This window comes from Natronoarchaeum mannanilyticum, assembly GCF_039522665.1.
GTDB classification, from domain to species: domain Archaea; phylum Halobacteriota; class Halobacteria; order Halobacteriales; family Natronoarchaeaceae; genus Natronoarchaeum; species Natronoarchaeum mannanilyticum.
On sequence record NZ_BAAADV010000008.1, the window covers coordinates 287,341 to 306,329 of the forward strand.

16 protein-coding genes are annotated in these 18,989 nt (G+C 61.9%); 8 read left to right on the forward strand and 8 right to left on the reverse strand.

Features of this window, described 5'->3' with window-relative positions:
• The first annotated feature begins 41 nt into the window (after window positions 1-41).
• From ABDZ81_RS18025 to ABDZ81_RS18040, 4 genes are all read left to right on the forward strand, one after another.
• The gene (locus ABDZ81_RS18025) at window positions 42-902 is read left to right on the forward strand and encodes an SMP-30/gluconolactonase/LRE family protein (RefSeq protein WP_343775987.1); all 861 of its coding nucleotides are present in this window, start codon (window positions 42-44) and stop codon (window positions 900-902) included.
• Window positions 903-1,489: 587 nt separating this feature from the next.
• A complete protein-coding gene (dgoD, locus tag ABDZ81_RS18030) occupies window positions 1,490-2,623 on the forward strand; it encodes a galactonate dehydratase (RefSeq protein ID WP_343775990.1) in 1,134 nt (377 codons plus the stop codon).
• Window positions 2,624-2,732: 109 nt separating this feature from the next.
• On the forward strand, window positions 2,733-3,446 hold the full coding sequence (locus tag ABDZ81_RS18035; protein ID WP_343775993.1) for an IclR family transcriptional regulator: 714 nt from the start codon (window positions 2,733-2,735) through the stop codon (window positions 3,444-3,446).
• A 1,441-nt stretch (window positions 3,447-4,887) separates the two neighbouring features.
• Window positions 4,888-5,304 (forward strand): hypothetical protein, encoded by a 417-nt coding sequence (locus ABDZ81_RS18040; RefSeq protein WP_343775996.1) that lies wholly within the window; start codon window positions 4,888-4,890, stop codon window positions 5,302-5,304.
• A 394-nt stretch (window positions 5,305-5,698) separates the two neighbouring features.
• Here ABDZ81_RS18040 and ABDZ81_RS18045 read toward each other — a convergent pair whose 3' ends face one another.
• The 4 genes from ABDZ81_RS18045 to ABDZ81_RS18060 all read right to left on the reverse strand — a co-directional run bounded on the left by ABDZ81_RS18045 (window position 5,699) and on the right by ABDZ81_RS18060 (window position 8,031).
• Window positions 5,699-6,049, reverse strand: a complete 351-nt coding sequence (locus ABDZ81_RS18045) for a sulfatase-like hydrolase/transferase (RefSeq protein WP_343775999.1) — start codon at window positions 6,047-6,049, stop codon at window positions 5,699-5,701.
• Window positions 6,050-6,147: 98 nt separating this feature from the next.
• Window positions 6,148-7,158 carry a DUF7972 family membrane protein gene (locus ABDZ81_RS18050; protein ID WP_343776002.1) on the reverse strand — a complete coding sequence of 337 codons (1,011 nt, stop codon included), beginning with the start codon at window positions 7,156-7,158 and terminating at the stop codon, window positions 6,148-6,150.
• 34 nt (window positions 7,159-7,192) lie between these two features.
• Complete coding sequence (locus tag ABDZ81_RS18055; RefSeq protein ID WP_343776005.1) at window positions 7,193-7,879, reverse strand: glycosyltransferase family 2 protein; 687 nt, start codon at window positions 7,877-7,879, stop codon at window positions 7,193-7,195.
• 5 nt (window positions 7,880-7,884) lie between these two features.
• Window positions 7,885-8,031 (reverse strand): hypothetical protein, encoded by a 147-nt coding sequence (locus ABDZ81_RS18060; RefSeq protein ID WP_343776008.1) that lies wholly within the window; start codon window positions 8,029-8,031, stop codon window positions 7,885-7,887.
• Window positions 8,032-8,435: 404 nt separating this feature from the next.
• Here ABDZ81_RS18060 and ABDZ81_RS18065 point away from each other — a divergent pair, with 404 nt between their 5' ends.
• Entirely contained in the window at window positions 8,436-9,608 is a 1,173-nt protein-coding gene (locus tag ABDZ81_RS18065; RefSeq protein ID WP_343776011.1) for a glycosyltransferase family 4 protein, read from the forward strand.
• A gap of 141 nt (window positions 9,609-9,749) precedes the next feature.
• Here ABDZ81_RS18065 and ABDZ81_RS18205 read toward each other — a convergent pair whose 3' ends face one another.
• The 3 genes from ABDZ81_RS18205 to ABDZ81_RS18075 all read right to left on the reverse strand — a co-directional run bounded on the left by ABDZ81_RS18205 (window position 9,750) and on the right by ABDZ81_RS18075 (window position 13,298).
• Window positions 9,750-9,989 (reverse strand): DUF7853 family protein, encoded by a 240-nt coding sequence (locus ABDZ81_RS18205; RefSeq protein WP_464489241.1) that lies wholly within the window; start codon window positions 9,987-9,989, stop codon window positions 9,750-9,752.
• A 125-nt stretch (window positions 9,990-10,114) separates the two neighbouring features.
• Window positions 10,115-11,611 carry a glycosyltransferase family 1 protein gene (locus ABDZ81_RS18070; protein WP_343776014.1) on the reverse strand — a complete coding sequence of 499 codons (1,497 nt, stop codon included), beginning with the start codon at window positions 11,609-11,611 and terminating at the stop codon, window positions 10,115-10,117.
• A gap of 415 nt (window positions 11,612-12,026) precedes the next feature.
• On the reverse strand, window positions 12,027-13,298 hold the full coding sequence (locus ABDZ81_RS18075) for a glycosyltransferase family 4 protein (protein WP_343776017.1): 1,272 nt from the start codon (window positions 13,296-13,298) through the stop codon (window positions 12,027-12,029).
• Window positions 13,299-13,443: 145 nt separating this feature from the next.
• On the opposite strand from ABDZ81_RS18075, the gene ABDZ81_RS18080 reads away from it, so the two are divergent.
• Window positions 13,444-14,484, forward strand: a complete 1,041-nt coding sequence (locus tag ABDZ81_RS18080) for a Gfo/Idh/MocA family protein (protein ID WP_343776020.1) — start codon at window positions 13,444-13,446, stop codon at window positions 14,482-14,484.
• A 207-nt stretch (window positions 14,485-14,691) separates the two neighbouring features.
• A complete protein-coding gene (locus tag ABDZ81_RS18085) occupies window positions 14,692-15,504 on the forward strand; it encodes a mycofactocin-coupled SDR family oxidoreductase (protein WP_343776023.1) in 813 nt (270 codons plus the stop codon).
• Window positions 15,505-15,641: 137 nt separating this feature from the next.
• Here the strand turns inward: ABDZ81_RS18085 and ABDZ81_RS18090 are convergent, their stop codons facing one another.
• The gene (locus tag ABDZ81_RS18090; RefSeq protein WP_343776026.1) at window positions 15,642-18,170 is read right to left on the reverse strand and encodes a PAS domain S-box protein; all 2,529 of its coding nucleotides are present in this window, start codon (window positions 18,168-18,170) and stop codon (window positions 15,642-15,644) included.
• A gap of 93 nt (window positions 18,171-18,263) precedes the next feature.
• Here ABDZ81_RS18090 and ABDZ81_RS18095 point away from each other — a divergent pair, with 93 nt between their 5' ends.
• Entirely contained in the window at window positions 18,264-18,803 is a 540-nt protein-coding gene (locus tag ABDZ81_RS18095; protein ID WP_343776029.1) for a hypothetical protein, read from the forward strand.
• Window positions 18,804-18,989: the final 186 nt, after the last annotated feature.

Consider the following 18,989-nt stretch of genomic DNA (forward strand, 5'->3'; position numbering starts at 1 on the left):
CGATCCGAAAGACAGTAGACCACCGCGGCGGACGTGCAGGTATGACCGCAGAACTCGTAGCCGACTACGCGTGCGAGATCGGGGAGGGACCTGTCTGGCATCCGGACGAGGAGCGACTCTACTGGGCCGACATTCCGAACGGGACGCTGTACCGCTACGATCCCGCGACCGACACCCACGGGACGGTTCTGAGCGATACCGTCGTGAGCGGCGGGACGATCCAGTCGGACGGCTCGCTGTTGCTGTTCGGCGCCGGCGGCGCGGTCTACCGGTGGGCCGGAGCCGAGACCGAGACGGTCGCGACGCTCGACACGGCCGCCCACACGCGGTTCAACGACGTCATTGCCGATCCCAGGGGCCGCGTCTTCTGCGGAACGATGCCGACGGACGATCAGCTCGGCACCCTTTTCCGGCTCGATCGCGACGGGACGTTCACGCGGATCCTCGACGAGGTCGACATTCCCAACGGGATGGCGTTCTCCGCGGACCGCGAGACGTTCTACTTCACGGCCTCGGACGAGAACGCGATCTACGCGTTCGACTATGACATCGAGTCCGGGTCGATATCGGATCGGTCAGTGCTCGTCGACACGAGCGACGAGGCCGGCGTCCCCGACGGGCTGGCGATCGACGAGCGCGGCGACCTCTGGTCGGCGCGCTGGGGCGGGAACGCGGTCGTTCGGTACTCCCCCGAGGGCGTCGAGCGGGAGCGGGTCGACGTTCCGGTCGAAAAGGTGTCGTGCGCGACGTTCGGCGGCCCGTCGTTCGACACCCTCTACGTCACGACGGCAGGCGGGGACGAGCGCCCGACCGGAGGCGAACTGGACGGCTCGCTCTTCCGGTACGAGCCCGACACCACGGGTGGAGCGCAGTTCTACTCGCGAGTACTCGTCGACGAGTGAGCGCCGCGCCCGGGCGCCGATCGGCGTCGCCGCTCCGTCGACTTTTGCTGCCGGGGTAATAACATAATAGAGCCAAGATTTTTAGAGAATTATATTTATCCAATCATTTAATGCAGACGGGACGGTAGCCTCCACTATTTCTACAACGTTGGGAACGACTAGATCCCGATAACGCGCCATCGTACGTAGTTTTCCGCTTTCTATCTGGTTCAGAACGCTCCCTAACCGAACGGGGCTCCGGACGGCCGGATAACACAGAAATATAACCTAAAATTCGATTTATGACCGCTGTAAATCCGGATTCCTGCACCCGCCGGAGAGGAAACGGCTGCGATCTCGCGCTCTTTCCGCACACCAGCAACATCACCTGGCGGTGAAACCTACCAACTTTACATTCATTATATTATACTGTTATATATGGCGGCTGTCCTGCGCTCACCGGCTCCAGCGATGTCGATTTCTCGGTCGTGTCTGCGCCCCATCACTGTACACACCCCGGACGTTCCACCGTGAATCCGCCCGCTCCCACCGCACTCCGACAGGACGGGTTAAACAAATCTTAACACAGGCGACTTCGACTGGTAGGTATGGCCCAGATCGTCGACTACGAACTATTCAAGGTTCCGCCGCGATGGCTCTTCCTGAAGATCGAGACGAGCGACGGGACGGTCGGCTGGGGCGAGCCGATTCTCGAGGGGCGTGCCAAGACCGTCCGGACGGCGGTCGAGGAACTGATGGACGGGTACCTGCTGGGCGAGGAATCGAATCGGATTGAGGACCACTGGCAGCGGATGTACCGCGGCGGGTTCTACCGCGGCGGCCCCGTCCTCATGAGTGCGATCGCCGGCATCGACCAGGCGCTGTGGGACATCAAAGGGAAGTACGCGGGCGAACCCGTGTACGACCTTCTCGGCGGTCAGACCCGCCACCGGGTGAAAGTGTACAAGAAGGTGGTGACCGACGAGCTCGACGAACTCGCGGACCTGGTAACGGACGCGGTCGACGATGGATACGGTACCGTCAAGCTCATCACCGCGTACCAGACGTCGGCGATCGAGTCGACCGCGGATCTGGACGCAATCTGCGAATACCTCGAGGTGGCGAGAGAGGCGGCCGGTCGAGAGGTCGATATCGCCGTCGACCTGCACGGACACATCTCCGCAGCCACGGCGCCGCGGCTATTCTCGCGCCTCGAGGAGTACGACCCGATGTTCGTCGAGGAACCGATCCGCCCCGAGCACCTCGATACGATCGATCCGTCGTCCCAGTACGCGTTCCCGATCGCGTTCGGCGAGCGGTTATATTCGCGGTGGGACTTCAAGCCATACCTCGAACGGGGACAACTGGACATCGCACAGCCCGACATCTCGCACGCCGGCGGGATCACCGAAATCAAAAACATCGCCACGCTAGCCGAGACGTACGGCGCGAAGCTGATGATGAACTACTCCGTCGGGCCGATCGCCTACGCTGCGGGCACGCAGCTCAGCCACCACCTCTCGAACGCCGTCCAGCAGCCGGCGGTGAGCGAGCGCTACATCGACGCGTACATCGACAACGTCAACGATCTCAGGAGCGAGAACGGCTACGTCTCCCTCCCCGACAAGCCCGGACTCGGGATCGACGTCAACGAGGAGGGAGTCAGGGACCACGCCGGACAGACGAGTGACTGGATGACGCCCAACCGGCGGCACGACGACGGGAGCCTCGTTGAGTGGTAGGCCCACAGCAAACGCCCGTGGATGTGCCAGTCGTCGAGTCCGCGTCTCCGTCACGACCGCGTGTGTACTAACAGTTCACTTATTGCGGTAGATCCCGTGACGGCGACGTGTGTCCCGGAAGAACCGCATTACGGCAACCGAGACCGCATTCGATATACTGGACGCTGTCAACGACGCCCAGGGCGCCACGGCGGCGGAACTAGTGGAGGAAGTCGACCTCTCCCGGGCAGGCGTTTACAAGCATCTCAGGACGCTGGTCGCCGTCGACGCCCTGATCAATCGCGACGGGATCTACGTTCTGGGACCGAAGCTCACCGAGTATGGTCTCGACACTGCGGACTCCGGGTTCGTCCCCGAGCAGACCGAGAAAATCGATCAGGTGGCGCAGTCCCTCGACGCGCCGGCAAACCTGTGGATCAACGACGATAACACGTGTCACTGCGTCTACACCGTGCTCTCGGAGGACCGAGAGAGGTACCCCAGGCACCGAGGAGAACAGGAACTGCTGACCGCGAGTCCACCCGGCAAGGCGATCCTGGCCCATCTCCCGCGGGAGCGGCGCAACGAACTAATCAACACTGAAGGACAGCCACTGCTGGATCAGTTAGAGGAACTTCGAGAGCGGAAGTTGCTCGAAGAGCAACTGTCAGATGCCTCCGAGTGGGTGTCGATCGCCACACCGGTGCTTGACCCCTCTGACCATCCCGTGGCGGCGATTGAGATCATCATCCCGTCCGAAAGAGCAGCCGGAATCGACGTCAAAAACAACATCCTCGGACTGTTGACTGAGACTGCGAACAAGATGCGCGTTGAGATGCTGTAATCCGGTTGCCGATCTTCCCGAGTCGTAGGGACAACCGGTATACGTAACGACGACGAACTGTTCGATGTGCCGTCGGGAACACCATTGAGCGAGTTATCGAGCAAAATAGCGGAAGGAAATATTAACGAGCCATCGAACACACTATCAGCAATTTGCAGTCGAATATCGAGAACGAAAGGCACTCATCAATTCCATCCTCCGAGATTGTGGCTTCTAGATTCGAATCTGCGGGAAACGAACAGTTGACAACGGATACGTCAATCTCAATCCTCGGAGTCAAATACGGTGTACCAGTCGCCACAGTGACTACACGTCCTCGCGCGTGAGCTCTCTCCTCGGCTAGGTGGATCAAGAAGTTCGTTCTCGTTACAGTGAGGACACGTGGACACAAATTTGGCTTCTCGCTTCTGAAGTCCATTTCCGTAGGCTGTTCGTAAATCGTTCCAGTAGGGTGAGTCCTCCCGATCTCGGCTGATCCAGGCCCCAAATGCCAGCCTGTGCGTCAGAGAATCATGCCTCTGTTCGATTGTATCGAGGTAATCGTGATCTCCGGGGAACCGTTCGTCCCATGCCGTTTCTCCCCAATATTCTTCCTGTTCAGGGACTACCCAGTCTTTCACCACCGTTGCCGGGACTTTAGTATAGCACCAGATGTTAGTATAGTCGTGCGCTTTCGACGTAGACTCCCACTCCCGCGAGGACGGTACAAAATCGGGCCACACGGCATCCCGAGCGAGAAGACGGATATCAACTTCTGAAAGTAGGCAACGATCTTCCCCAAAATCGGTGCTATCCAACCAAATGACGGGATATCCCTGGTCGATATAGTCAGCAGTCGTCCGTGGATATCTTTTGACTCATTTCGATGCTGAACCTCCGCGACGATACCCTTACCGAACTGTCGATCGGGCTCCTCAAAGCGGAGAACCACATCGCCCACTCGCTTGTCCTTCTCTGACTTCGGAGCGGCGAGTTCACGCTCCATGGAATATCTATGGTGGGGGTCCTCAAAGATGGTTTCAAGCTGATCAGCAGCCAGCGATTTCCATTTCAAGTGCTTATCGGATTCAGCAACAGATTCGCAATCTGTGCCGCCGCCTCCGCTACCACCATCTTGTCCCGTAGCACCGATATGGAAAAAGTGGCGGCCCTCCCGTCGCTTGATTTGCTCCGAATACGCATCCGGTGTCCACATGTGGGGCATTCGACGTCGGTCTGTTTCGGGACTTGTCGAGGGCTTTTCTTTTGGTCCTCATGTAGGCCGATCCAGGGCATCTGTTGGCATTATGACCTCACATAGGGCGGTTATATTGATTTGGGTTACTCCGGGGATAGATAAACATCGCTACTCTTGATCTTACCGAGAAGTCGCAACTTCGAACTGACCGAATAACGATTTGACTTGAGGAAAGAATTTACCGATCCTCTTTGACAGGATCGTATGAACCGTCGCTCAGTCCTCATCAGTGCTGGTCTTACTTGCTCAATGACTCTTGCAGGTTGCTCCTCTACTGACGATACTAACGAGTCTCCCCCTGTGTCGGACGGGAGCGGTAATGGATCGGACAGCAAGAACAATGAATCGGAAGATCTCGGTTGTCCACCAACTGGGCACTTGGGTGTCCGATTCGTCCCTGAGACTCCTGATGGGGAATCAATACTTGATGCAGAAGCAGAGGGATTCACCGATGTTGTATCCCTTGCTACGGCCCTTTCGAAAGCAAGTTCGGAGTATGACAAGCTGAATCAGTCGGAACGCAGCGAAAGAGTTTATCTCACGAATGTTACTGGCGAAGGTGTTGCTAATGAGAGTACAGAGATAACTGATAAAATCGGGTATGAGGAGGAAACGTATTAGAACACGAGGATGTCGTCTACTCAATGACGTATAACGAGGCAGTTTGCTGAGAGGTTGGACTCTCTGTGAAAGGTAACTCCTCTGTATCTAACAAACTGAAGGGCCAGTCCTGGTGGCTACTGAATATTTCAACAGATCCATAGCTGATGAATTTCAGTTGTATCTCCAGCACCGTGCTCAAGGATTGCAGGAGAGGCTGGTAACTGGAGGACAGGGTAAACGTCAACTGCAGGGTTTTCAGGAAAACGGCACGGCGCCGGATAACGGACCGTAGTGAACTTCCCAACCAAGACCGGGATAATCATGAGCTACGGCAGAGAGATAGCCTACGGCCCATGTTGCTATGCGACATCGGTCATACAGGAACTATGCCTCTGTGTGACCGGTCGAATCCCTAGCCCTGAGGAAGCCAGTCGCCGGTCCACGTCTTCGGCGAGAGGTGGACGCACTCGTACCCCGACTCGGATAGCTGGCGGGTCACCGTCTCGCCGTACCGCATCGCGAACTGCCGCGACGTTGCGCCGTGCTCTGCGGGCCGCAGCCCGGTCAACATGCTCGTCACGCTGGGCAACGTCCGGGGCGCAGCGCTGATCGCTCGCCGGAGTACGGTTCCCTCGTCGGCTAGCGATTCGATCGCCGGCGTGCGAGCGTCGGCAGTGCCAGCGACGATATTCGCGTACGGCGAGAGGTAGTCCGGGCGGCAGGCGTCGACGACCATCAGAAGCACGTTCGGCGGCATTGCCATGTGCCCGACGCCAACGGCCCGGTCCGTAACTGTAGGGGACGAAGTAGTCTGAAACACCGAGCGTTCGAAGGGCGTGCAAACGGGGCGCCGCAGAACTACTACTCGGACTCCGGAACGAATGGACCGAACGCCGCGGTTTGCCGCGCAATCGTCGCTACCCGGAGAATGTACGCACTGAGGATCGCGAGCGGGAGGAGCGTCGTCACGACGAGCAGCCCCGCCGCGACCACGAGCAAGGCGTAAGGGGCCGTCACGCCAGCGATATCGCGATACGTGAAAATACCGAGTAGGGCGACCGTCACGCTGAAGAGCCCGGTGTAGATCAGCAGGCGGGATAGCTGCGCCAGCTGCCGTTCGACGACCACCGTTTTGAGGTACTGTCTCGCGGCATCGATCTCCGACAGCAGCTCTTCGATCCGCTGTAACTGCTCTGCGACGTCCTCGTCGGTGTCTGATACTTCGTGGCGGAGTCGACGTACTTCATCGAAATCACGGGAATCGTCGTACTCTAGAACGATCAGCAGCGTCCGGAGCATGTTTGGGTCACCTCCCGTCAACTCGTCGTTCATACGGGTCGCCTCCTCGTGGATCGAGTGAGAGATCGAGTCAATCTCCTCGGTCAAGTGTTCGTCCAGCCCCTCAATCGGGCGTTCGTCTGCTTGCCCGGACGAGTCAGCGCACTCTCGATGAAGTCCGGCTGCGGTGTCCGACACGGCGGCGAGCAGCGTTGCAAAGAGGTCGGACGCGTGCGACGATGTCACAGGATCTTCAGTGTACTGTTCAACCCGCTCTCGGAACTCCGTGACGTCCGTGCGGCGCTGGTAGAGATCCTGGATCGAACCGAACTCGTGGGTGAGAACGATCTGGTTCACGCCCACCGCGATCGGCACGAGCGTCAACAACCCGTTGACGGTGCCATTGAGGTACCACATCACCCGCGACGGCGTAGTAACCGTCGCGAGACCGAGCACTGCCGTCGTGACGAACACTAAGCCGATCACGAGTAGGATGACAAGCGACACCAGCAGTCGGCTTCCGGTGAGGAGGACCCACCGCTCCGGCGCGCTACTATCGTGACGGTCGGCGGATCCTGCAGCGGTCTTGCTCATTGTTGCTCAGCTATCGTCGTGCTGCAAATGGCCCCTACGCCGTCCCGTCGGTTGCCGTTCTCAATCGATCGACGGCCCGTTTGACCGCAGTAGCGAGGCGGGCGGGTTCCGCGGAGATGTTGTCGCCGCCGGTCCCCTTGACGACGAGTGACTCGTCGAGGTACCGGAACTCGTAGTCGCGTACGAGGCGAAGACAGAGATCCCAGTCCTCGAAGCAGGGCAGCGCCTCGTCGAAGCCACCGACCGCCTCGAACGCCTCGCTGCGGACCGCCAGCGTCGACGTGTACGTCGGAACCACCATGCGACGAACGACCTCGGAGATCCGGCCCGACGCACCGCCGCGGGTCAGCGGTTCCCCGTAGTCCTTGGTCAGCCCGGTGTAGCAGACGCCGAGGTCGGGATCGCACTCGAACGCCTCGACTTGGCGTTCGAGCTTGTCGGGATGCCACCGGTCGTCTGAGTCGACGAACGCGACGATCCGCCCGTTGGCGGCCTCGATGCCGGCGTTCCGGGCGCTGCTCACACCGCCGGGTTCGTCCCTCGTGAGGAGTTCGATCCGTTCGTCGTCGAACGACCGGACGACTTCGACGGTACCGTCGCTCGACCCGCCGTCGACGACGATCAGCACCAATTTCTCGTACGTTTGGCTAAGGACGCTCTCGACGGCGTCGCCGACGACCGGCGCGCGCCCGTACACCGGGAGGACGACGCTGACGAGCACGGTGCTCAGGCGTCGTCGCGACTGACTAGCTTCGCGAATCGACTCTCCTCTCCGCCGCTGGTCACCTCCTGATAGACCATCGCGAGGTTGTTCTCCTCGAACGCCTCGAAGAACTCGTCCCAGGAGATTCCTTCCAGATCGTCGTCGCTCATACGGATTAATGAGCAACGATCGGCGTCTTATGCGTTGGCACCCGATAGCTACGTGCGGCGTCCTAAGGCGAGCTTATTAGCGGTTACCGGGTTCTCCTCCAGCGTAAGGCGACCAATCCAACGTGTACCGTGAGACGCCCCGTACGAACGATGAGCGTACTCCCCGATCAGCCTCCAGAATGATGTTTTCGTACGGATGACGCATAACTCTCACCGATAGTACCACTTCGGTCCAAGAGAGGATCTCCGCCGACGATTACCGGCGACGGCGGCGGGGTGACTAGTAACCGGAGCCAATCTTCCAATGACGAGGGAATGACGGTTACCGTCAAAAATGATTGAACATGTTACGGTGAACAGTCGTATTTGACGCTCCGTATCGGCTGTCTAGCCGAGGGAACGCTATGTCAGAGATCGCCGTAGTACACATGGACCTGATGTCGAAGGGTGGTGGGGAGGCGGTGGCGATGAACGTGCTCGAAGCACTCGAAGACGATCACGACGTGACGCTGCTGACGCTGACCGACCCTGACATCGATGAACTCAACGACTACTTCAACACCGACGTCACAGACGTGACGATCCGGCGAGCGGGCCACCTCGCGCCGAAACTCCACGAAACGTACGGATTGAAATACTATATCCTCCAGAACGCGCTGTTGGGGCGGTACGCCCGCAACCACGCCGACGAGTTCGACCTGCTCGTGAGCACGATCAACGAACTCGGCCTGGAGTCCAACTCCGTCCAGTATATCCACTTCCCGTTCGATTGGACCGTCAGTCTCGACAACCGCGAGCACATCTTCCATCCGACCGTGGAAGACGACTCGGCCTACGAGCGGCTGTGCACGCGCGTCGCGGGCGTGGATCTGGCGGACATCCGCTCGAACGCGCTGCTGGCGAACTCGGAGTGGACGGCCGACGTCGTCGAGGACGCCTACGGGACGCGCCCCCGCGTCGTGTACCCGCCCGTCGACACGAGCGAGTTCGATCCCGACACCTGGGACGAGCGCGAACGCGGGTTCGTGACGGTCGGGCGCATCGAGCGGAGCAAGCGCATCCGCGAACTGATCGAGATCGTCGACGGGGCCCGAGAGCGCGGCCACGGGGTCCATCTGCACGTGATCGGTCCGACGGTCGACGAGGAGTACCGCGCGGAAGTCGACGCGATGGCCGCCGACCGCCCGTACGTCGATATCGAGGGCGAGATCGACCGGTCGGAGCTCGTCGACCGGGTCTGCTCGCACCGGTATGGCATCCACGGCAAGGAGTACGAGCACTTCGGTATGGCGGTCGCAGAACTGGCCGCCGGCGGGGCGATCCCGTTCGTCCCGGCGAACGGCGGCCAGCACGTGATCGTCGACGATCGCGACGAACTCCAGTACGACTCAGTGGCGGACGCGGTAGAGAAGATCGACTGCGTGCTCTCTGAATCGTCCGCACGACAGCGGGATCTGCGCGTCCCCCCGGAGACGATCCGCCGGCAGTTCGGACGCGAGCGGTTCAAAGACGAGATCCGGACGGTCGTCGCCGAGCGATTGAACGGTCGGGAAACGGTAACACCGCCGACCGTCTGACCTCGTCGCAAGAACGCCGACTCGAAAAACCGGGAGACAGCAACTGTCTTCAGGGTCGTGTCTCTACAGAGACACAGATGGGCGTGGCTCGATCCGATCGAGGATACTCTCCGCGATCGGCCTGTCACGATCGGGCGTCCCTCAAGAGTCAACGTACTGACGCAACTCGTCCCGGATACACTGGCATTCGCGCTGTGAGAACCGATGCGTCCCGCGTTCGAGCTTTTCGAAGACCCGATATACCGCAAGGGCCGGTGAGTCGGTGCTTTCGGGCGCGCGCGATTCCATCTCGATACAGTCGAGTATCACGTGATGGAGAACCCACTGCTCTTCTCTGGACAGGTCGAGGAGGGACTCGCGCTGGGCGTTTTTAGGGGACATGGGCTGGCGTATCCTCACTAGAACCACGGACACTAGCACACGAAGAAGTGGCGCCAAAGCACGCTGGTGTTCGACCGCTCGACGTTAGATCGATGCGGGATGGTCCGTCGAGATCGCTGGTTCTCTCAAGCGCCGCGCTTTCGGAACACCGGGGTTCCGGGGTTGCCGACGTCCTCGTATCCCAGCGACCGTAACGCGTAGATCACGTCGACGAATGCGACGTTCTCGTACTCGGAGAGCGGGCGGCCGTTGGTGTACTCGGCGGTTCGAGCAAGTAGATCGTCGATCGCCACGTGATTGCTCACCTCGCCGACCTGTTCTATCGCGGCAGGACCGGACGTGTGGGTCGTACTATCGGACGATTCCTCGGCCACGTCGGCCGCGGCACGCTCGACGACGTCGGTCACTGCCGGCGCGTCGTAACGCTCGCGTTTGGTCCGGATGCGCCGCCGGAGGTCAGCGTACGTTCGCCGGCCACACGCCGTCGGCGCGCGAACGTTCCTGCAGTGCTCGACCATCCGCCGGTTCTCCGCGACCGCCTCGTCCCAGCGCTCGACGACGAGCGCGGCGAGCGCCGCGAGGTCGTCCGCGTCGACGGCCAGCGCGTAATCCATGGGGACACAGTCGTAGATCCACGGCTCGTCGCGTAACAGTAGCACCTGGCCGTTGGCCGCCTGCTCGAAGGGCGTGCGCGCCATCGTCTCGTACTCGCTCGCACAGATCGCCAGGTCGCCCTCGCCGAGCGCTCGCTCGTAGGTGTCCCGCGACGCCTCCGGGAACGCGTCGACCCACGCGCGGTCGCGGTACTCCGCCGGGATCTGCTCCATGCTCGTGAGGATCGTCCGAATACCGAACTCGTCGTGGAGTCGGCGACCGACGTCGAGCACGAGGTCGGCGTGTTTCTTCTCCCAGAGGGCGCCGGCGACGTGCAAGCGGCGGGGGACGTCGGCGTACCGCTCCTCGTAGCGACCGAACTCGATCGGGCTTCCTGCGATCACGCTCCCGGAGAACGCCCGCCGGACGACGTCGGGCTCGAACAGTCGATCGGCGGCCATCAGCGCCCCCGCGGCGTCGATCCCCGCGGTGTACCAGGCGCCGTCGGCGAACAGCGCGCCGCACAGCTCCGCGAGGAACTGGTAGCGGTTCCGGTACGAACACCACCGATACTTGAACGGGAACTGTATGTCGTGGACGTTGGCGATGACGTCGAACGGACGGACCCTCGCGGCCCACTGGTCGGCGTGTTCGAGGAGCCACTTGTACAGTTCCGTGCGGCCGGTGCGGCGCTGATCGACGACGACGTCGACGTAGCCGTTCCGGTCGAAGATCGCCTCGCGCAGCGCGCCGAGCTCCGCTTCGCTGTACCCACCCTCCGTGAACGGGTCGCTGTCCGGGTCGTCGGCCATGAACGGCCGCGCCTCGATCAGCGTGACCCGCTCGTTATCGGCGAGGACGTCCTCGTGGTCGTAGCGGGCGCGCTCTCGCGGCGGCAGCAGCCAGTAGACGTGCAGCGAGTCGTCGGCTGCGAGCCACGTCTCGACCCACGACGCCGCGTCCCGAACGGTGCCGCTGCTCGTCGCGTCTTCCGGTCGATACACTTCGGGTATCAGCAGTACTCGCACTGTCCTTGCACCTCCGCTCGGCGCGTTGCCGGGTGACGGTGTGCCCCAGTGGCGACGCCGCGGAGTTTATACGCTTGCCCCGCCGCGTCGGCCGTGGTGTGCTATCAGATACCAATCTGCCACCAACGGGCAGTTCGGGTTTTCTCTCTGCCCGGTGAAGCTGTCGTATGGGCTCCACTGATAGTTACTCGGACCGAGAGGTACGCGCGCGATTGGACGAAGTGAGTGACCAACTCGGAACTGCTCTGGAAGAAATCGAACAACTACGGAATACGATAGAGGCCGTCGCCGAGCAAGCGGGGGTTTCGATCGGCCCCGTTTGTGAATGTCACCGGAGCCGCCTCGTCGTCACGTCCGAAGCGGCGTACTGCCCGATGTGCGACCGACGCCGACTCGTCGACGAGCGATAGCACGGTCACCCGCCAGCGAGATAGTACGCCTCCAACCGTGTGACCGTCCGATCCCACGTGTACTGCTCTCGGGCGTAGCGTCGACAGGTCCGACCGAGCGACTGCAGTGCGGCGGCGTCGAGATCGGCGAGCACGCCCATCCCCCCGGCGAGTTCGGACGCGTCGACCGACGAAAGGAGCAGCTCGTCCGGTACGGACGGGCGATCGACGAGCGACCCGAGTACCTCCACGGTCCCGCCCACGGGCGTCCCGACGACCGGCGTCCCGGACGACAGCGCTTCGAGCGTCGCCAGACCGAACCCTTCGAGCTCCGTCGTCGGAAGCACGAACGCGTCCGCAGTCGCGTAGGCGGCGGGCAGCTCCTCGTCGGGAACGTACCCGAGAAACGTCGTTCTGTCGTCGACACCGAGCTCAACGGCTCGACGCTCCAGGTCGTCGCGGAGCGGACCGTCGCCCGCGACGAACAGGCGGGCGCCGGGATAGCGATCGAGTACCTTCGCGAACGCTGCCAACAGGAGGTCGTGACCCATTCGCTTGCTGAGCCGACGAACGGTGAGGAACGAGATACTATCGCCGCTCAACGTGCCGCCGTTCGCGCCAACCGTCGCGTCGGCGTCCGACGTATCGTCGGTGGCGCCGGCGATCGGCGCGTACGTTCCGACGTCCGGACGGAATCGCTCGACGTCGACGCCGCCGGGGATCACCGCGTGATCGGCGTCGGCCGGCAGGCCGTACACGCGGCGGCACTCCTCGCCCATGTACTCGCTGAGCGTGACGACGCGATCGCACCGCGAGAGGAGCCGCCGCTCGACCAGCAGGCGCAGTTCGACGTTGAGCGCGCGGCGCCACGGCGCAAGCTCCGATTCTCGGGTGCGGATTCGGTACTCAGTCGGCCACGGGCTGTGGAACGTCGCGACGCGAGGGACGTCGTTGTCGACCGCCCGATCGGCGAGCAGCCCCGTGACGTGGCCCTGGACGCTGAACAGGTCTGGACGGCCCCCGGTAAGATCGTCGATCGCCGTCGCGACTGCCCGCACCGCCCGGGGTAGCTGCCCGGCGATCGAACCAGCCCACTCTTCCGCGATCGAGCAGTCGTACCGTGCGACCCGAATCCCCTCGACGGTTCCGCGGCGTGGCACGTCGCCTCGCCGGCGCGTGACGACGGACACCCGGTGTCCGCGGTCGACGAGTCGGCGGGCGGTCTCGTAGACGTACCGGCCGGTCCCTCCGGCGCCCGGATCGGGGTAGAAGTCGTGGGCCGCGACGAGTACGTGCATCGGTCGGACCGTGTCGGAGAGACGACGAGCGACGGTATAGTCGGTCGGGAAACGACGGTTCGACGCGCCGAAACTATCCGCCGGCGGAGGGGATCGCGGCGGCGAGCCAGAAGGGATTTACCGGCTCCCCCTAAGTCGGCAGCGAATGCCACCCGCTATCGCGACCGTCGGCCTCGGCGGTCTCGGCCGCGTCCTCCTCCGATCGCTCTCCGACCTCGACGCCGACGTCGTCGCCGGCGTCGACGTCTCGCCCGACGCGCGAGCGTCGTTCGAGGAATCGTTCGACGCGCCCAGCTACGACGACATCGACTCGGTACTGTCCGCGTACGACGTCGACGCCGCGCTGATCGCGACGCCGCACGCGCTCCACCACGAGCAGGCGACGGCGTTCCTCGAAGCGGACGTCGACGTGTTCGTCGAGAAGCCGATGGTGACCGACGTCGGCGACGCCGTCGACCTGATCGATCGGGCCCGCGAGCGCGACCGCGTCCTCCAGGTGGGCTACCAGCGCCGCTTCCACCCCGCGTTCGCCGAGATCGAGCGGATCGTCGAGTCCGGGCGCATCGGCGAAGTCCACGCCGCCAACGCGGTCCTGTCGCAGGACTGGATCGACCTCCAGCGCGGCACGTGGCGCGCCGACCCGTCGCTGTCGGGCGGCGGTCAGCTCTACGACTCGGGGTCGCACCTGCTCGACGCCCTGCTGTGGACGACGGGCGCCGAACCCCAGTCCGTCTCGGCGCAGATGGAGTTCGACAGTCCGGGTGTCGATACCGACGCCGCCCTCGCGCTCTCGCTGGAGCGCGACGGCCGCCCCGTGACCGCCAGCGTCTCCGTCAGCGGCGCCGGCATCGACGGCGAACCGGCCGAGTCGTACGCGATCTGGGGCACCGAAGGTCGGATCACATTCGACGGCGAGCGCATCCGCGTCGCCGAGCAGGGGGCGACGACCTACGAGACCGAGATTACCGAGGGAACGGACTTCGAAACGCTGACCGACCGGAAACTCGAGAACTTCCTGGCGTCGGTCCGCGGCGACGACGAGCCGGCCGTCCCCGGCGAGGTCGGACTCGAGATCACCGCCCTGACGGAGGCCGCCTACCGCGCCGCCGAGGAGGGACGCCGGGTCGACGTGCAGGAACTGATCGAGAACGCCCGCGCGGCCCCGACGGCGGCGGCGGACGACTGAGGCGCCGCTTCGTGATGGTGGCCAGATACCATCGTCGTCATCCGCGTCGCGGCGTCGCGACGCCGTAGCTACCTGTTCCCCGGATCATCGGGCCGCCAGTCGACCATCCCTCGCTTGTTCTTGGCGAGACAGGACGGTCCCCGATAGCTTCCCGGCCGGCGGTGTCACGGTTTTGTGTTCGGCCGTGGACTTCTCACCCGAGAGAACATGGTAGAGTACGACTTCGACGGACAGGTTGCGTTCGTCACAGGGGCAGGGAGAGGGCAGGGACGATCACACGCCGTCACCTACGCCGAGAACGGCGCGGACGTGGTGGCGACCGACATCTGCGAGACGCCGGACGACGCCCAGTACGACATGTCCGGCGAGGACGATCTGGCCGAGACCGTCGCGATGGTCGAGGAGCGTGGCCAAGAGGCGCTTGGCGTCCAGATGGACGTCTCGAAGGAGGCCACCGTCGAGCGCGCGGTGGGGGAGGCGATCGACGAGTTCGGTCGGATCGACATTCTGGCGAACAACGCCGGCGTCGCGCCGCCGGGCGCGCTGATGGAGATCGACGAGGCGACGTGGGATCAGGCGCTCGACGTGAACCTCAAGGGGATGTGGCTGTGCGCCAAGCACGTCGGCAACCACATGATCGAGCGCGGCGAGGGCGGGCGGATCGTCAACACGTCTTCGACCGCCGGCTTCGTCGCCTCGCCAGGATTAGGTCACTACACGGCCGCTAAGCACGGCGTGATCGGCCTCACGCAGACGCTGGCGATGGAGCTGGCGCAGTACGACATCACCGTCAACGCTGTCTGTCCGTCCGCGGTCGACACGCCGATGACCGGCGGCATCGTCGAGTCGATCGGCGAGGAGATGGCCGAGGTCGCCGAACAGTCCGGGCCCGACAACGTGCTCGGCGAGATCGTCCAGCCAGAGGACGTCAGCGCAGCGTTCATGTGGCTCTCTAGCGACGACGCCCGGTTCGTCACCGGTATCGCACTGCCCGTCGCCGCCGGTGCGACAGCGATCTAGGTCGATCCATGACTCAACCTTCTATGGTACCCGACGCTAGGCAGCACGAGGTGTTACGTGACTTGTGAGATAGTGGTCTAGACAATTTTCAGAGTGGAGGTTGAGAACCACCAAGACGACTTGAAGCAGTCTCTCGGTCACGTATCGCTATTACTCGTCGCAGGCAGCGTGAACGAGAATGTCGTGCCTTCGCCTGGCTCTGATTCGACCCAGATCTCACCGCCGTGCCGTTCGACGATTCGACGACACAGTGACAGACCGATACCCGTCCCTGGATGCTCGTCATGAGAGTGAAGCCGCTGGAACACCTCGAAGATCCGCTTCTGATCTTCGGGATCAATTCCCACGCCCTCATCCTTGATCGAGATGACCCACTTGTCCTCGTCGCGTTCGGTAGTAATCTCAACTGACGGTGGTTGGTCACCACTGTACTCGATCGCATTACTGAGCAGGTTCTGGAAGACCTGCCGTAGTTGGCTTGGGTCACCGTCCACTCGCGGGAGTTCGTCGGCCATGATATCGGCGTTGCTCTCCTCGAGTTGTATCTGCAGATCCTCGCGCACGTCGTCCAGAACGTTGTCGAGATCGACTGGTTGGAGCGGATCGCCCTGTGATTCGACGCGCGAATACTCGAGCAATCCGTCGATCATCTCGCGCATGCGGTCGGCACCGTCCACGGCGAACTCGATGAACTCCTCGGCGTCCTCGTCGAGTTCGTCTCCGTATCGTCGTTCGATCAACTGGAGGTAACTCGTGATCATCCGGAGTGGTTCCTGGAGATCGTGACTGGCGGCATACGCAAACTGCTCCAGACGCTCGTTTGATTCTTCGAGTTGCTTCCGGTACTCCGTACGCTCAGTGATATCCTGAATCATCAGCATCCCGGCGTAAATCTCGTCGTCGGCATTGCGAACCGGGAGCGTGTGCGCCAACAGGTTCCGGCCGTGGTATTCCGCTTCAAAACTCGCCGATTCGCCGTCGAAAACTGCCTGAAAGTGTGGTTTGATCTGCTCGATGAGGTCCTCTGGATACCGTTCGTAGATCGAGGTGCCGAGAACATCGTCCGGGTCGATCCCGAGCTCGCCGAGCATCTCGCCGCCTGCGACGGTGTACGTCAACTCCTCGTCGAAGAGTCCGACCGCGCCGTTCGGGAAGTGATTGACGAGCGTTCGGTAGCGGCGTTCGCTCTCCTCCAGCGCCCGTTCGCGTTCCCTCCGTTCCGTGATGTCGCGGACGACGCCGATTCGTTCACGCCGTTCACCGGGCAACATCGAGAACGTCGCCTCCGCGGGTACACGATCATCGTTAGCGGTGCGTATCTCGGCATCGGCCATCGGTCTGTCGGCGGTCCCCGTGGTGATCTCCTGTTCCAGTTCCTTTGCCTGGTCGGCTGTCTCATCGTCGACGACCAGCGAGACGTGGGATCCGAGAAGTTCCTCCCGCGAGTAGCCGGTTAAATCGCAGTATGCGTCGTTGACCATCGTGAAACGGCCGTCCGCGTCGACCGTGTAGATCCCGTCGTTGACCGTCTCGATGATCGTTTCGTACTTCAGTAGTTCCTGCTTGCGCTCTCTACGCTCGGAGAGATCACGGAGGACGCCCGTACGACCGACCGATCCGTCTTCGAGAACGTACGGGCCGAACCGGCTTTCGACGGGAACCCGCTCGCCATCGGCCGTTTCGATCTCAAACTCGATTGAGGCGTATTCTTGCTCGTCGCCGAGCATCTCTGCGTGTAACTCCTTGGATCGCTCGTTGACCGATTCGTCGACGAGGAGCGTGACGTGCTCTCCGAGCAGTTCCTCTCGCTGGTAGCCGGTCATCTCGCAGAACGCCTCGTTGGTCATCACAAACCGGCCGTCGGCGTCGAGCGTCGCGACACCGTCCCAGATGGTTTCGACCGTCCGCTCGTAGCGCTCTAATTTCTTCTCGCGAGCCTTGCGCTCGGTGACGTCTCGAAAGTACACCGAGAGCCCAGTCTGGGAGGGGTAGAGATTCGCCTCGGCCCAGAATCCGAGCGTTTCGTCGTAGAACTCGATCGTCGTCGCCTCCTGAGAGGTCATCGCCGTCTGGAAGGCCTCTCGAACCGCGTCGTTCTCAGCAACACTGGAGAGGACCTCCCAGTGGTTCTCGCCGAGCAGTTCCGTTTCAGTGTATTGGATGAGCTCTTCTGCCCGTTCATTGACGTGCGTAAATCGGAACTCATCGTCGAGCGCGTAGAACGCGTCGGAAATCCGACCCAAGATACGCTGTTTCTTCTGCGAGATGTCTCGCGCGACGCCGATCGTCCCCTGAAACTTGCCCTCTTCGATGAGCAGGTTGAGCCGGAGTTCGCAGGGAACGGTGTCTCCGTCTGCAGTTTGGACGCCGAACTCGAACGTCGCGATATCCTGATCATCCGTTTCGAGTTGGCGCTTGATCTCGCGTTCGATACGTTCGACATCATCGTCGGCAAGCACGAGCGAAACGTGTTCGCCGAGGAGTTCCTCGCGCGAGTAGCCTGTCGTTTGGATGATCTGGGTATTCACGGCGACAAAGTACCCGTCCGGATCGAGTTGATACACCCCATCATCGATCGTGTTGACCAGCGACCGGAACCGTTGGAGTGCAACGTCGTCGTCAACATCCCCCCAGAAGTCGTCGGACGTGCTTGCACGCGAACTCATTATGCCTACCAACGCTCCGATCCAGTTAAACCTCGTCGGTCAGGAAGGATACACGACGGTCGGACTGGCACACGGAATGAGGCGGGATCGTATATGCTCTCCTACAATAACACTATAGAGGCTTCTCAACGGATTACGGGCGATGCCCGTTCGGAAACAGAGCCTTTCGGACTACGCCGGGAGGTGGATGTCAACTTGTTGTATGGCGGCTATCGGTTGCCTCACACTGACATCCGTTCCGAACTCTATCCGACCATTAGCAAGTGGTGTGTTCGCGGCATCGTCATCGGTCTCGCCATCATGATGCCGATCATCCTTGCCAGTGAGGATCCAAATATCGTCGGAAATACACTGTTGCTTACGGGGTTGGGCAGCCTCGCAGGCTTTGGTATAGGGACGTACGACGCACGGGCAAAAACACGCCACCTCGAACCCCAGGCCACAGTCGACCAGCTGGAGACTTCGAACGAGCGCCTCGAACGACACCAGCAGTACGCCGACGATATTCTGGATGCGATTAACGACGTGTTCGACGTATTATACGAGAACGGCGCACTTGAGCGGTGGAACCAGGGCCTTTCTGAGGTGTCCGGCTACACGGACGAGGAGACGCATCCATGCGTCCGTGGATAGAGGTTCAGGCGTCAGCGAATTCAGTGAGCGAGTAGTTTGGACTGTCGCGAGGCGGGCGCTGTCGCTGTGCGTTCGAAATGGAAACACCCCACGAGCGCGATGCTCGTGGGGGTGTTAGTATGAGTGGCAGGCGGCGAGGCAGTGTTCCCAGAGGCTCGCGCACTCCAGTACTTGCTGCCACGTGGG

What these genes read in the sequence shown, in the direction of transcription:
- ABDZ81_RS18045 (WP_343775999.1), bottom strand. Translation starts at nt 6,049, where the DNA reads ATGGCAATGCCGCCGAACGTGCTTCTGATGGTCGTCGACGCCTGCCGC.
- ABDZ81_RS18090 (WP_343776026.1), bottom strand. Translation starts at nt 18,170, where the DNA reads ATGAGTTCGCGTGCAAGCACGTCCGACGACTTCTGGGGGGATGTTGAC.
- ABDZ81_RS18060 (WP_343776008.1), bottom strand. Translation starts at nt 8,031, where the DNA reads ATGAGCGACGACGATCTGGAAGGAATCTCCTGGGACGAGTTCTTCGAG.
- ABDZ81_RS18205 (WP_464489241.1), bottom strand. Translation starts at nt 9,989, where the DNA reads ATGTCCCCTAAAAACGCCCAGCGCGAGTCCCTCCTCGACCTGTCCAGA.
- ABDZ81_RS18065 (WP_343776011.1), top strand. Translation starts at nt 8,436, where the DNA reads ATGTCAGAGATCGCCGTAGTACACATGGACCTGATGTCGAAGGGTGGT.
- ABDZ81_RS18040 (WP_343775996.1), top strand. Translation starts at nt 4,888, where the DNA reads ATGAACCGTCGCTCAGTCCTCATCAGTGCTGGTCTTACTTGCTCAATG.
- ABDZ81_RS18075 (WP_343776017.1), bottom strand. Translation starts at nt 13,298, where the DNA reads ATGCACGTACTCGTCGCGGCCCACGACTTCTACCCCGATCCGGGCGCC.
- ABDZ81_RS18080 (WP_343776020.1), top strand. Translation starts at nt 13,444, where the DNA reads ATGCCACCCGCTATCGCGACCGTCGGCCTCGGCGGTCTCGGCCGCGTC.
- dgoD (WP_343775990.1), top strand. Translation starts at nt 1,490, where the DNA reads ATGGCCCAGATCGTCGACTACGAACTATTCAAGGTTCCGCCGCGATGG.
- ABDZ81_RS18095 (WP_343776029.1), top strand. Translation starts at nt 18,264, where the DNA reads ATGCTCTCCTACAATAACACTATAGAGGCTTCTCAACGGATTACGGGC.
- ABDZ81_RS18050 (WP_343776002.1), bottom strand. Translation starts at nt 7,158, where the DNA reads ATGAGCAAGACCGCTGCAGGATCCGCCGACCGTCACGATAGTAGCGCG.
- ABDZ81_RS18025 (WP_343775987.1), top strand. Translation starts at nt 42, where the DNA reads ATGACCGCAGAACTCGTAGCCGACTACGCGTGCGAGATCGGGGAGGGA.
- ABDZ81_RS18085 (WP_343776023.1), top strand. Translation starts at nt 14,692, where the DNA reads ATGGTAGAGTACGACTTCGACGGACAGGTTGCGTTCGTCACAGGGGCA.